Consider the following 12,585-nt stretch of genomic DNA (forward strand, 5'->3'; position numbering starts at 1 on the left):
CGAGCAGAGCAAGGCGTGGGGAACGGCTCCAGCACGTCCGCGAAAGGCACGCCATGACCGAGCAGAAGTCGTTCAAGCGCCTGGTTCGCGCCCGGATGGAACGCACCGGCGAGTCCTACACCACCGCACGCCGGCACGTCCTCAAGGACGCCCGGCCCACCGGTCGGATGCACGATTCCTGGCTGTTGCGGGAGATGCTCGACGACGAGTGGTCGGAGGCCATGCTGGCCGGGCTCGCCGGCGGCATCGGGTTCATGTACTTCGTGTTCGAGTACAAGGGGCACACACCGACGATGACGATCGTCGCGCGGCACCACCCCGCGCCGTTCATCCCCACCGCGCTCATGCACGCGAACATCGCCCACGACGTCACGTCCACCAGGTCCGCGCGCAAGGCCGAACAGCAGCTGCGATCAGCCGACGGACCGGTGATCTGCCTGCTGGGCAAGGAGAAGCACCCCGTCGGCGTGCTCGGCGTGGACGACGACGTGGTCACCGTGCACAACCACGGCACGAACACCCAGCCGCTCAGCGAGTTCATGACGAGCTGGGGTCAGGGCAAGCACGAGATGATCAGCATCGGCGCCCGCCAGGGCGAGCCGGACGTCGAGGAAGCCGTGCGGATGACGTGCGAACACCTCACCGGACCGGTGCTGGGCAACAACTTCGACGTGAACTTCGGCTTCTCCGGCATGCGCAAGCTCGCGGAACAGTTGCGCGACAAGGGGAAGAAGGGCTGGACCCAGCGGTGGGCCGACGACCCCGGGTTCGTGCGGCAGCGGCTGCACGACTGCCTGGAGGTCGAGTACACGGCACCGGGCGCGACCCGGCCGCTCTACGCCGAGTTCCTCACCGAGGCAGGACTGCCTGGTGCACAGGAGTTCCGGCGGTCAGGGCAGCTCTGGTCCGAGATCGCCCGCGGCGGCGACTACGACGACCTGGCCGAGAAAGTCGACGAGGCCCGCTCCATCGAGGAGCGGGCCGTCCGTCAGCTGATGGGTTAGGCGGACTGGGCCTGCCACATCCAGTGGGCCTGCTCCAGCTCCTGCGTGATGCCGATCAACAGGTCCTGGGTGACGAGGTCCGGCTTGTCGGTCTCGTCGATGCGGGCCCGCATGCGGGAGATCAGCGACGCCAGGGACGCCGTGATCGAGGAAACGACCTGGTCCTCCTTCAGCCAGCCCGTGGCGATCTCGGGCACGCCGGACGACGCGGCGATGGTCTTCGCCGTGCCGTTCGGCGTGACGCCGAGGGCCGCCGAGCGTTCGGCGACCTGGTCGGCGGCGTTGCGCGCCAGCACGACCAGTTCGTCGAGCTGCAGGTGGACGCTGCGGAAGTTCTTGCCGATCACGTTCCAGTGCGCCTGCTTCCCGATCAGGGACAGGTCCACGAGGTCCACCAGAGTCGCCTGCAGCACCGCTCCGACCGCGTCGCGGTCGGCGTCAGCGAGTGGGCTGGTGATCGGGTTCTTGGCCATGGTGAAACGCGCCTCCTCAGACGGTGACGGTGAGCGCCACCTCGATGTTGCCGCGCGTCGCGTTGGAGTACGGGCAGACCTGGTGGGCCTGCTCGACGAGCTTCTCCGCGACCGCCTGGTCGAATCCGGGGATGTTGACCGCGAGCTCGACGGCGAGCTGGAAGCCCCCGGCGCCGTTCGGGCCGATCCCCACCTTGGCGGTTACCTCAGAAGAAGCGAGCTGAATCTTGCCGGCGCGCGCGACTGCGGCGAGGGCGGAGTTGAAGCACGCCGCGTAGCCGGCCGCGAAGAGCTGCTCGGGGTTGGTCGCGTCACCGCCGGGGCCGCCCATCTCCTTCGGGACCGACAGCACCTCGTCGATCACACCGTCGGAGGAGCGCACCTCGCCGTTGCGGCCTTCGCCGTAAGCAGTCGCCTCGGCCGTGTACAGCGTGTCCATTCCGCTCTCCCTTGAGTCAGTGGTTTTTGTTACCCACTGGTACCCAACGGATCGCACACGACTTGTCTGCCCGATCGTGAGTCAGTTCACGTCGAGTTGAGACGCATGGCGCAGCGCGAACTCGACGACCTGACGGCCGATCACCCGCAGGTTCCGGTCCACGTCGGCGTCCGAACAGGCGCCGTCGCCGTCGAACTTGACCTGCGCGGAGTTGATCGCCGCGCCCAACGGCGTCGGCCAGCCGCGCAGCGCGTGCACGATCGAACGGACCGCCGACAGCGTGTTCACCGCGGCCTGCCAGCCGTACGCGGCGGTGATGGTGCCGACCGCGCGGCCGTCGAGGTACGGGCGTTCGTCGTCGCGCAGGTCCTCGATGTAGTCGAGGGCGTTCTTGACCAGGCCGGACACGGTGCCGTGGTAGCCGGGCGACACGAGGATCACGCCGTCCGCCCGGCGCAGGTCCTCGACCATCTTCAGCGCGACGTCCGTGCGTTCGGGGACGGACGGGTCGTAGAAGGGCAGCACCAGCTCAGGGCCGCTGTACTGGATCGTCTCCGCACCGAGCTCGCGAGCACCCTCCAGGGCCACCCGCAGCGCCCGCTCGGACTGCGAGTCGGACCTGATCGAGCCGCCGATGCCCACCACCGTCACCGTCATGACTTCGATCCTTCCACCTCCAGATACCTGGAGATCCAGCACTACTCATGAGTAACCTGCAACACATGTCGAACTTCCAGGCGGCCGTGCTGGCCGGTGCACTGCGCTTCGCGTTCGGTCTTCCCAACCCTGTGCGTCGACTCATCGCCGGTACCCCGATCCGCCTGGACGGCCAGGACCTGCACCCCGAGGCACAGCTCCTGCTGAGGCTGCAGCAGCTGTCCGGAACGGACTGGCGCACCAAGTCAGCATCCGAGAGCCGACTGGACCTGGAGTTGAGTTCGAAGCTCGTCGCCGGCCCGAAGATCACCGGAGTGGGTGCGCGGGAGCTCACGATCGGGGAGTTCGCCGGCCGCCTCTACACGCCGGACGGCCTCGCGACCGGCTCGCCGTTGTTGATCTTCTACCACGGTGGCGGCTGGGTCACCGGAGGTCTGGAGACCCACGACAACCTGTGCCGTTTCCTCGCGAGGGAAGCCGGCGTGCGGGTGCTGGCGGCCGACTACCGGCTCGCGCCCGAGCACCCGTTCCCCGCGGCGGTCGACGACGCGGCCGAGGTGCTGCGCTACGCCGTGGCCAAGGCCGAGGACCTGGGTATCGACGCGAACCGGATCGCGCTCGGCGGTGACAGCGCGGGCGGCAACCTGGCCGCGGTCACCGCGCACAGCGCCGAGGTCGACATCACGTTCCTGCTGCTCTTCTACCCCGGCGTGGACGCCTCGGTGCGCCGCCGGTCGCGGGAGATCTTCGGCAACGGGTTCTTCCTGACCGACGAGAAGATGGACTGGTTCCTCGACCAGTACAGCTCCGGCGGCCAGGACCGCCACGACCCGCGCCTGTCGATCATGCTCGCCGAGGACCTCTCGAACCTGCCGCCCACCTACATCGCGACCGCGGGCTACGACCCGTTGCGCGACGAGGGCGAGGCCTTCGCACAGCGGCTGGCCGCCGAGGGCGTGCCGGTCGTGCTGCGCAGGCACGAGGGCCTGTTCCACGGCTTCGCGAACGTGCTCGGCGTCGGCGGGATCTTCCGCGAGGCCGTGTCCGAAGCCGTGGGAGCGCTCCGGACCGGCTTCGCGCTGGCCAACTCCGCTCAGGACGTGACCGAGACCGCCTGACGCTGGCGGGAGAACACCCAGCCGAGACCGGCGATCGTCAGTCCGGCCAGTCCGGCGACGGCGAAACCGAGCGGGGGTCCGCTGTGGTCCACGGCGAGCCCCGTGAGCGGCTGACCCGCGGCGACGCCGAACGTGAAGGCCGAGCCCTGCAGCCCCAGTGCCAGGCCGCGCGCCGACGCCGGTGCGTGCTTGCTGATCAGCTCGGTCGAGGCCGCGATGGTCGGCGCGCACAGGAGGTTCATCGGGACGAGCGCGACGGCCAGCAACGCCACGCTGCCGTCGCCCAGCCCGACGGGGATCTCCAGCAGCGCCATGCCCGCGAGCAGCACCACCCCGCCCGGCACTCGTTTGAGGCTGCCGTAGACGAGTCCGCCGAGGGCCGACGCCGCGCACATCACCACGAAGATCAGGCCGAGCCAGCTCTGCTCGCCCGCGCGCTCCAGCGACGCGATCGAGGCGATCTCCATGCCGGACAACGTCATCGTGGCGCCGAACGGGATGATCAACGCCGCGATCACCGGTCCGCGCAGCCATTCCGTCACGCGAGGTTGTGGCCCGTCGACGACCTCGTCCTCGTGCACCAGCGCCGGGTTCACCACGAACAGCACCGCGCTCGCGGCCAGGATCGCCACGCCGATCGAGATGAGCGCCGTGCCGGTCGAGAACTTCGTCGCGATCAGCACGCCCGCCGCGGGGCCGACCATGAACGACAGCTCGACCGAGATCGAGTCCAGCGAGAACGCCGGCCGCCGTTGCGGTTCGGGGATGAGCGCGGTGAGGGCCTGCCGGCCGATGGACATCATCGGCACCGCCACCAGGCCGTTCGCGAACGCCAGGACGAGCAGCAGGTAGTAGTCCATCAGCGGCGCCGTCACCCAGAACACGCCTTCGAGCAGGCTCAACGCCAACACGAACCGCAGGCCCTTGCGATCGACCAGCCTGCCCATCAACGGCGACCCGAGGCCGAGACCGATCATGGTCGCGAACCCGACCGTGCCGGCCGCCGCGTAGCCCTTGTCGAGCGTGGTGACGACGTGCAGGGTCACCGTGACGCCCGCCGCCGTCGGGGGAATCCTGGCGAAGAGCATCAGCAGCATCAGGGGACGGACCCCCGGCAGCGCCAGGACCGACTTGAAGGGGGCGAGGTTCACGAGGACATCGTCACCCGGCTGGCAACAGGTTTGCTCTGCCTGGCCAGCAGCCACGCGACACCCGCGACCAGCAGTCCCGCCACGCCGACGATCGCGAACCCGGCCGGGGCGCCGCCGTGGTCGACCGCGACACCGGCGAGTGGTGCGCCGATCGCGCCACCGATGGTGAACGCCGACCCCTGCAGCCCGAGGGCCAGGCCACGGGCGGTGGGCGGCGCGAGCCTGCTGATGTGCTCACCGGACGCCGCCATCAACGGCGCGCACATGAGGTTCATCGGCACGAGGAGCAGGCACAGCAGCAGGACGTTGCCATCGCCCAGTCCGACGGGGATCTCCAACGCCGCCATGAGTGCCAACAGCACCAGCACGCTGGGAGCCCGCTTCACCCCGCCGTAGACCAGGCCGCCCGCGATCGACGCCACGCACATCGCGAAGAACACCACACCCAGCCAGCTCTGCTTGCCGATGTGTTCCAGTGACGCGATCGCCGAAACCTCCATGCCGGCGAGGCACACGGTCGCTCCGACGCACACGACCAGCACGCCGACGATCCGGCCGCGCATCCACTCGACGATCTTCGGCTGCGGCCCGTCGACGATCTCGTCCTCGTGCACCATCGGCGGGTTCATCCAGTACAGCAACACGCCCGCGACCAGGATCGAGAGGCCGATGAACAGCAACGCGGCGTTCGTGGAGAACTTCGTCGCGACGAACACGCCGAGGGCCGGTCCACCGATGTACGACAGCTCGACCGAGATCGAGTCGACCGACAGCGCGATCCGGCGCCGGCTCTCCGGCACGAGCGCGGTGATGACCTGCCGGCCGATCAACATCATCGGCGCGCCGAGCAGGCCGACGCCGAACGAGGTGCACAGCAGCGTCCAGTAGCCCATCAGCGGTGCGGTGAGCCAGAACGCCGCCGACGCCGTCACGCCGACCGTGAGCAACGCGCGCAGACCGCGCTGGTCGATCAGCCTGCCCATCAGCGGGGTGCCCAGCCCCATGCCGATCGTGGCCGCCGCGCCCACCAGTCCCGCCGCGCCGTATCCCTTGTCCAGGGTGACCGCGACGTGCAGCGTCAGGATCACGCCGGTCGCCGCCGGGGGCATTCTCGCGAAGAACATCAGGAGTGCGAGCGAGCGAACTCCGGGCAGCATGAGGACGTGTTTGAAGGGGGCGAGATCCACGTCCTCATCCTCACGTGGACGGCAAAGCGTTTAACCCTTCGCTTTCTTGATGTGTTCAAGATCGCCGTACAGCTCTTCCAGCGCCCGGTACGCCTTCGCCACGAACGGTCGTGCCTTCGCGTACCTCGTGATGGCGTCGGCGTCCGGCGTGATCGTCCGGATCGGCCGCACGAGGTCGACGGTCAGCGACTCGATCTCGCCGAGCGCCCGCCACGCCAGCAGCGCCGCGCCCACGGCCGAGCCGCCGGTGTCCTCGGTGAGGTGCAACGGCATGCCGAGCGCGTTCGCCAGGGTCTGCGCCCAGATCGGGGCGCGGAACGCTCCGCCGGTGATCCGCAGCTCGTCGACGTGCGGCACCGCGTCCAGCACCAGTGCGAGCTGCTGACACACGCCCTCCACCAGCGCTTTCGTGATCTGCTGTGGCGTGTGTTCGCGACGCAGGCCGAGGAGGGCGGCGTGCGCGGTCGGGTCCCACCACGGCGCTCGTTCGCCGAGCAGGTACGGCAGCGCGACGAGCCCGTCGGAGTCGACGTGTTCGGCTTGGGCGAGCAGGTCGCCGACCGGGATGCCGAACGTCTCGGCGGCCCACTGGGCCACCACGCCACCGTTGCTGATGGCACCGCCGCGAACCCACAGCCCGTCGGCGATGGCATAGCTGAACGTGCGGCCCTCGTCGTCGATGCCGGGTCCCTGCTGGGCCACCCGGAGCGCTCCCGACGTGCCGAGCGAGACGGCGCCCGCGCCAGGGGAGGCCGCGCCGACGCCGAGGTTGCCGAGCGGGCCGTCCCCACCGCCGACGACGACCGGGATGCCCTTCCTGAGCCCTGGGATGTCGGCTTTCAGCGGCGTGGTGTGGGTGGGTTCGACCAGCGGCGGGAGCTGGTCCGCGGTGACGCCGGCGAACTCCAGCGAGGGCTCGTGCCACTGCAGTGTGTGGATGTTCATCAGGCCCGTGCCCGAGCCGGACGAGTGCTCGTTGATCAGCTCGCCGGTGAGGTGGAGGTGCACGAAGTCCTTGATCTCGCACCACTTCGCGGCGCGGACGCCGTTCTCGTGGAACCAGGCGAGCTTCATCAGCGGCGTGAACGAGTGGATCGGAGCGCCGGTCTGGCGGTGCAGCTCGCGACCTTCCGCAGTGCCGCGCAGTCGTTCAGTCTGCTCGACCGCGCGGTTGTCGGCCCAGCTCAGCGCCTCCGTGACCGGGTTCAGCGAAGCGTCCAGCCCCATGATCGAGTGCATGGCACCGGTCAGCGCGATGGCTCGCACGTCCTCGGACGCCAACTCGCGGATCGCGTCGAACGCGGCGTCGAGCACCTGCTGCGGGTCGTGCGCGGCTTCGAGACCGCTGGTGCGCATCGGATAGGTGCGTTCGGTGGAGGCGACCACCTTCGCCCGCGCGTCCACCGCGACGACCTTCGTGGCCGTCGTCCCGAGATCGACCGCTAGAACGATCATGCGCCGGCCCGCACGGCGGTGAACACACCGAAGCTCGGGCACTGCAGCAGCCCGTCCCAGGACTCCTCTTCGTCCGGCACGACGACCGGATGGCGGGTGACCTCCGTCAGGCCCGCACGGGTGAGCGCGCCGTCGAACACGCCGCGCTCCCAGTAGAAGGAGTCGAAGTCGAACGGCGGGTCGCCGAGGACGCGCACCCTGACCGGCTGCTTCAGGTTCATCGGGCCGGTCGGGACGATCTCGTAGCCGTAGCGGCCGTACTGCGCGTACAGCTCCCAGTCCGGTTCCGGGTTCGGCACGAGCACGACGAGTCGCCCACCGGGCACGAGGTTCGCGGTGAGGTTGCCGATCATCGCGTCGAGCGCGGGCACGTCGTCCGCGTAGCCGAGCAGCCACACCGCGGTCACCACGTCGAACTCGCCGAGCACCGGCAGGCTGGTCGCATCGTGCTGCTCGTAGGTGATCCCGCGCCATTCGCGTTTCTCGACGTGACGGGCGTAGGCGATCATCTCGCCGGCCGAGTCGACGCCGACGACCTTCGTCGCACCGAGGTCGCGGAAGAGCCGCGCGTAGAAGCCGGTGCCGCAGGCCACGTCCAGCACGGACTTGCCGAGCAGGTCACCCACGGCCGACAGCAGTGTCGCGCGCTCGGCCAGTCCGGTCGGGATGTGCTTGGCACGCTCGTAGATCGCACCCAGCGCGTCGTACTGCTCGTCGCTCTCCGCCATGGCCATCAGCCTAGGAGGGCGGATACCGCTCGAACCACTCTTGTGCCACCGGCGGGTTGGGTTCCCGGAACTGAACGTGCCCGACCCAGAATTCCGAGCCTCCCAGAATACGACTACATCCAGTTGGCGGTACCTGTTCACTTTGAACTGCGGTTCCGTGGTTTCCGCGAGAAGAGGCGGCACCGCTGGGGGCAGTCGCCATTCCGCAATCATTTAGTTCTTCGGGGGAAGACTGATGAGAGCATCGCATCGCACTTTGGCAGCACTCTGCATCACATCGGGACTGACGTTTTCGCTGTCGTCGCCCGTGCTGGCCGAGGAAGCAGAACCCTCGGATTCTGCCATCAGTGACATCATCCATTCCTACCTGCAGTCCCGAGCAGGCCTCATCACTGGCGAGACGGATTCCGAGCAGGGCTCGCGATTCACGTCGAAACTCACGCACGAACTCGGTGCTCAGGAAGGAAAACTACGCGCACACCGCGATCAGCTGCGGAAGCTGCCGTTCGGCGGCCACCGTGACGCGGAAGTCCAGGTGCGGGTCGGAAAGGTGGACCGGTCGGGCTCCGGCGTGATCCGGGCGCGCGCCGCCGAGACCACAAAGCTGTTCTTCCGCTCGGTCAGCACCACCGTCGACCCTGCAACCGGTCTCACACCACCGCAGCACGAGGGCTACTCCCTCACGCACGACTTCGTCCTGCGCACGGAGGACGGCCGGTGGAAGATCGATTCCACCACGCCGCACCTCGACGGAAGCGCCCTGCCGCCACCGACTCAGGCGGACAAGACGATGAAAGCCCCGCAAAACGACACCGTGACGGCCAAGTCCGACAAGCCGGCACCCCGCGTCGAACGACCGAACTCCGCTCCCACGCCCGACTCGGGCGCCACCCCGAACCGACAGGGGTTCACCCCGCGGGCCGAGGAGGCGAAAACGGTCGCCGCGCCGTTGGACTGGTTGGCCATGCTCGCCTACGCGGACCGCTGGTGGGGCCAGGTGCCCGATTCACAGGAGTTCTACAACCCGGAGTTCCGCAAGTACGGCAACGACTGCACCAACTTCTTCTCGCAGATCATTTTGCGGGGCGGACTCGAACCAGTCGGCTATTGGTGGAACCGCACCGATCCGGACGTCTGGTTCTACGGACCGAGCGGCGAGGGGTTCACGGCGTACAGCTGGGCTGCCGCACACAACAACGCGGTCTACATGTACAACTTCTCCGGCCACACCAGGGATTTGGTCGCAGGTGACCCGTACGGCGTGTGGAAGGCACAACCCGCCGACGTCATGTACGTCAACTGGGACCACCCGCCGAACGACCCCAATGGCGAGGGAAACCTCGACCACACCATGTTCGTCAGTGGGCGAGAGGCTTACCCGGAGGACCCGACTTGGCCGTACGCCAAGGAAATCTTCCTCACTTACCACACGAACAACCGGCACAACGTCCCACTCACCTCGGTGATGTTCCGCGACGGTTGGAGCAACAAGGACGGCTGGTCGGCACTGCATACTTTCTGACGTGACCGCTGAACCGCGACGGCGGCTGCGAGACGTGGTTCTCGTGGCCGTCGTCGGCTGTGCTCTGTTGATCGGCGTGGCCGCCGCGCTGGTCCTGCTGACCGCGGACAACACCGATCCCACGTCGCGCGACCTACCGCCGGGGGCGACGGGGTCGGCGACTCCGGCCGCGGCCGCCGAGCGCTACGTCCGCGCGCTCAACGACAACGACGAGAACGCCTTGCGCGCTTTGTCACCAGGTGTCGACGCGTCGGTGGACGCTGCTGTGACTGCCCGGCTCGCGACGTGGGGCGGGCGGAACATCGTGGTGACGGAGACGCGCGTGCGCGACAGCGAGATCGCCCACGAGTCGATCGCCGACCTGACCGGCACCTCCGCCGCGGGACCGTATGCCGAGAAGATTTTCGTGGTCGAGCGAGAAGGCCAGTGGCTGGTGAACCTCGCGAAGAACGTTCCATAGACGAAGGTGGCCTCTGCCGTGTGCACGGCAGAGGCCACCAACGCGACAGAACGTTCAGAGGCGCTTCGCGAGCTCTTCCGCGACCTCGTAGGTGTTCAGCGCGGCACCCTTGCGCAGGTTGTCACCGCACACGAAGAAGTCCAGCGTGTTCGGGAAGTCCAGCGCCTGGCGCACGCGGCCCACGTACGTCGGGTCCTCGCCCACCATGTCGGCGGGCGTCGGGAAGCGCTTCGCGGCCGGGTCGTCGACCAGGACGATCGACGGCTGCTCCTCGAAGATCTTGTGCGCCGCCTCGACCGTGACCTCGCGGGCGAACGTCGCGTGGACGGACAGCGAGTGCGTGGTGACGACCGGGACGCGCACGCAGGTGGCGGAGACCTTCAGGTCAGGGATGCCCAGGATCTTGCGGGCCTCGTTGCGGACCTTCAGCTCCTCCGACGTCCAGCCGTCGTCCTTCAGGGAACCCGCCCACGGCACCACGTTCAGCGCCAGCGGGGCCGGGAACGGCGAGTCCGAGATCGGCAGCCCGGCGGCCTCCAGCGTCTGGCGGACGTCGCCCGCGACGACACCGACCTCCTTGCCGGCCAGCGCGCTGATCTCGGCGTACAGGCGGTCGATCGCCGCCTGGCCGCCACCGGAAGCGGCCTGGTAGGAGGCCACGACCAGTTCCTTCAGCTCGAACTCGCGGTGCAGGGCACCGAGCGACGCCATCATCGACAGCGTCGTGCAGTTCGGGTTCGAGATGATGCCGCGCGGGCGGTTGTTGATCTGGTCCGCGTTGACCTCGGGCACGACCAGAGGCACGTCGGCGTCCATCCGGAACGCGCCGGAGTTGTCGATCGCGACCGCGCCGCGCTCGGCGGCGATCGGGGCCCACTCGGCCGAGACCTCGTCAGGGACGTCGAACATCGCGATGTCCACGCCGTCGAACGCCTCGGGCGAGAGCGCGATGACCGTGAGGTCCTGGCCGCGCACGTTGATCTTCTTGCCCGCCGAGCGCGGGGAGGCGATCAGCCTGATCTCGCCCCACGGCACGGTGGACCGGGTGTTGATGATGTCGATCATGACGGTACCGACGGCACCGGTCGCGCCGACCAGTGCGAGAACGGGGGCGCTCATCGTCCAGTCCCTGCGTAAACGACGGCCTCTTCGTCGGTGCCCAGGTCGAACGCGTCGTGCAGGGCGCGCACGGCGTCGTCGAGCTGGGTGTCGCGGCAGATGACCGAGATGCGGATCTCCGAGGTGGAGATGATGTCGATGTTGACGCCGGCCGTGGCCAGCGCCTCGCAGAACGTCGCCGTGACGCCGGGGTGCGAGCGCATACCCGCGCCGATCAGCGACACCTTGCCGACGTGCTCGTCGTAGAGGACCTGGTCGAACCCGATCTCGCCACGCGCCTTCTCCAGCGCCGCCACCGCGCGCGGGCCGTCGACCTTGGCCAGCGTGAACGTGATGTCGGTGCGGCCGGACGCGGCCTGCGAGACGTTCTGCACGACCATGTCGATGTCGAGCTCGGCCTGCGCCACGACCCGGAAGATCTTGGCGGCGATGCCGGGGTGGTCGGGCACGGCGGTGACAGTGATCTTGGCTTCAGACCGGTCGTGCGCGACGCCGGTGATCATCGCCTGTTCCACGTGAAGGTCCTCCACTGAACCGGACACGATGGTTCCGGTCTTGTTGCTGAACGAAGAGCGGACGTGCACGGGCACGTTGTAGCGGCGGGCGTACTCCACGCAGCGGAGCATCAGCACCTTGGCGCCACACGCGGCCATCTCGAGCATTTCCTCGTACGTGATCGTGTCGAGCTTCTTCGCGTTCGGCACGATGCGCGGGTCGGCGGTGTAGACGCCGTCCACGTCGGTGTAGATCTCGCACACGTCGGCTTTGGTCGCGGCCGCGAGCGCCACCGCGGTGGTGTCGCTGCCGCCACGGCCGAGCGTGGTGATCTCCTTGGAGTCCTGCGAGACGCCCTGGAAGCCCGCGACGATCGCGATGGCCCCCTCGGACGTCGCGTCCTGGATCCGGCTCGGCGTCACGTCGATGATGCGGGCTTTGCCGTGCACCGAGGTCGTGATCACGCCTGCCTGCGAGCCCGTGTAGGAACGAGCCTCGGCACCGAGTGAGTTGATCGCCATCGCGAGCAGCGACATCGAGATCCGCTCACCCGAGGTGAGGAGCATGTCGAGCTCACGTGCGGGCGGCACCGGGGAGACCTGGCGGGCGAGGTCGAGCAGCTCGTCGGTCGTGTCACCCATGGCGGACACGACGACCACGACGTCGTTCCCCGCCTTTTTGGTCGCGACGATGCGCTCGGCCACGCGTTTGATCCGCTCGGCACTCTCAACCGATGAACCGCCGTACTTCTGGACGACGAGCGCCACCGACCTGACC

13 protein-coding genes are annotated in these 12,585 nt (G+C 68.4%); 4 read left to right on the plus strand and 9 right to left on the minus strand.

Going from position 1 to position 12,585, the window contains the following annotated elements:
• Positions 1-53: 53 nt before the first annotated feature.
• Positions 54-1,004, plus strand: coding sequence for a DUF4872 domain-containing protein (locus G7043_RS11980; protein WP_166045761.1), 951 nt, complete (start codon positions 54-56; stop codon positions 1,002-1,004).
• Here G7043_RS11980 and G7043_RS11985 read toward each other — a convergent pair.
• From G7043_RS11985 to G7043_RS11995, 3 genes are all read right to left on the minus strand, one after another.
• The gene (locus tag G7043_RS11985; protein ID WP_166045615.1) at positions 1,001-1,477 is read right to left on the minus strand and encodes a Dps family protein; all 477 of its coding nucleotides are present in this window, start codon (positions 1,475-1,477) and stop codon (positions 1,001-1,003) included. The genes G7043_RS11980 and G7043_RS11985 overlap by 4 nt on opposite strands.
• A gap of 16 nt (positions 1,478-1,493) precedes the next feature.
• Positions 1,494-1,916: an organic hydroperoxide resistance protein gene (locus tag G7043_RS11990; RefSeq protein ID WP_166045616.1), complete on the minus strand. Its 423-nt coding sequence runs from the start codon at positions 1,914-1,916 to the stop codon at positions 1,494-1,496.
• A gap of 81 nt (positions 1,917-1,997) precedes the next feature.
• Positions 1,998-2,573 carry an NADPH-dependent FMN reductase gene (locus tag G7043_RS11995; protein ID WP_166045617.1) on the minus strand — a complete coding sequence of 192 codons (576 nt, stop codon included), beginning with the start codon at positions 2,571-2,573 and terminating at the stop codon, positions 1,998-2,000.
• Positions 2,574-2,638: 65 nt separating this feature from the next.
• On the opposite strand from G7043_RS11995, the gene G7043_RS12000 reads away from it, so the two are divergent.
• Positions 2,639-3,691 carry an alpha/beta hydrolase gene (locus tag G7043_RS12000; protein WP_166045618.1) on the plus strand — a complete coding sequence of 351 codons (1,053 nt, stop codon included), beginning with the start codon at positions 2,639-2,641 and terminating at the stop codon, positions 3,689-3,691.
• Here G7043_RS12000 and G7043_RS12005 read toward each other — a convergent pair.
• From G7043_RS12005 to G7043_RS12020, 4 genes are read right to left on the minus strand one after another with little or no spacing between them, the layout of a single operon-like run.
• Complete coding sequence (locus G7043_RS12005; RefSeq protein WP_166045619.1) at positions 3,667-4,842, minus strand: MFS transporter; 1,176 nt, start codon at positions 4,840-4,842, stop codon at positions 3,667-3,669. The two genes, G7043_RS12000 and G7043_RS12005, sit on opposite strands and share 25 nt — an antisense overlap.
• The gene (locus G7043_RS12010; RefSeq protein ID WP_166045620.1) at positions 4,839-6,029 is read right to left on the minus strand and encodes an MFS transporter; all 1,191 of its coding nucleotides are present in this window, start codon (positions 6,027-6,029) and stop codon (positions 4,839-4,841) included. The genes G7043_RS12005 and G7043_RS12010 overlap by 4 nt, the downstream gene beginning before the upstream one ends.
• Positions 6,030-6,059: 30 nt before the next feature.
• The gene (locus G7043_RS12015; protein ID WP_166045621.1) at positions 6,060-7,484 is read right to left on the minus strand and encodes a gluconokinase; all 1,425 of its coding nucleotides are present in this window, start codon (positions 7,482-7,484) and stop codon (positions 6,060-6,062) included.
• Positions 7,481-8,212: a class I SAM-dependent methyltransferase gene (locus G7043_RS12020; protein WP_166045622.1), complete on the minus strand. Its 732-nt coding sequence runs from the start codon at positions 8,210-8,212 to the stop codon at positions 7,481-7,483. Before G7043_RS12020 ends, G7043_RS12015 begins: the two co-directional genes overlap by 4 nt.
• A 535-nt stretch (positions 8,213-8,747) precedes the next feature.
• On the opposite strand from G7043_RS12020, the gene G7043_RS49845 reads away from it, so the two are divergent.
• Together G7043_RS49845 and G7043_RS12030 are read left to right on the plus strand one after the other, a co-directional pair.
• On the plus strand, positions 8,748-9,734 hold the full coding sequence (locus tag G7043_RS49845) for an amidase domain-containing protein (RefSeq protein WP_166045623.1): 987 nt from the start codon (positions 8,748-8,750) through the stop codon (positions 9,732-9,734).
• Between the two features lies 1 nt (position 9,735).
• Positions 9,736-10,194: a DUF2950 domain-containing protein gene (locus G7043_RS12030; RefSeq protein WP_166045624.1), complete on the plus strand. Its 459-nt coding sequence runs from the start codon at positions 9,736-9,738 to the stop codon at positions 10,192-10,194.
• Between the two features lie 54 nt (positions 10,195-10,248).
• On the opposite strand, the gene G7043_RS12035 is transcribed toward G7043_RS12030, so the two are convergent.
• Positions 10,249-11,313 (minus strand): aspartate-semialdehyde dehydrogenase, encoded by a 1,065-nt coding sequence (locus G7043_RS12035; RefSeq protein ID WP_166045625.1) that lies wholly within the window; start codon positions 11,311-11,313, stop codon positions 10,249-10,251.
• Complete coding sequence (locus G7043_RS12040) at positions 11,310-12,575, minus strand: aspartate kinase (RefSeq protein WP_166045626.1); 1,266 nt, start codon at positions 12,573-12,575, stop codon at positions 11,310-11,312. Before G7043_RS12040 ends, G7043_RS12035 begins: the two co-directional genes overlap by 4 nt.
• Positions 12,576-12,585 lie beyond the last annotated feature (10 nt).

Origin of the sequence: Lentzea alba, assembly GCF_011067745.1 — a bacterium.
Taxonomy (GTDB): Bacteria; Actinomycetota; Actinomycetes; order Mycobacteriales; family Pseudonocardiaceae; genus Lentzea; species Lentzea alba.

Bases quoted from the DNA above. Each gene is read 5' to 3' on its own strand.
- G7043_RS11980 (WP_166045761.1), top strand. From the start codon at position 54: ATGACCGAGCAGAAGTCGTTCAAGCGCCTGGTTCGCGCCCGGATGGAA.
- G7043_RS11985 (WP_166045615.1), bottom strand. From the start codon at position 1,477: ATGGCCAAGAACCCGATCACCAGCCCACTCGCTGACGCCGACCGCGAC.
- G7043_RS11990 (WP_166045616.1), bottom strand. From the start codon at position 1,916: ATGGACACGCTGTACACGGCCGAGGCGACTGCTTACGGCGAAGGCCGC.
- G7043_RS11995 (WP_166045617.1), bottom strand. From the start codon at position 2,573: ATGACGGTGACGGTGGTGGGCATCGGCGGCTCGATCAGGTCCGACTCG.
- G7043_RS12000 (WP_166045618.1), top strand. From the start codon at position 2,639: ATGTCGAACTTCCAGGCGGCCGTGCTGGCCGGTGCACTGCGCTTCGCG.
- G7043_RS12015 (WP_166045621.1), bottom strand. From the start codon at position 7,484: ATGATCGTTCTAGCGGTCGATCTCGGGACGACGGCCACGAAGGTCGTC.
- G7043_RS12020 (WP_166045622.1), bottom strand. From the start codon at position 8,212: ATGGCGGAGAGCGACGAGCAGTACGACGCGCTGGGTGCGATCTACGAG.
- G7043_RS12035 (WP_166045625.1), bottom strand. From the start codon at position 11,313: ATGAGCGCCCCCGTTCTCGCACTGGTCGGCGCGACCGGTGCCGTCGGT.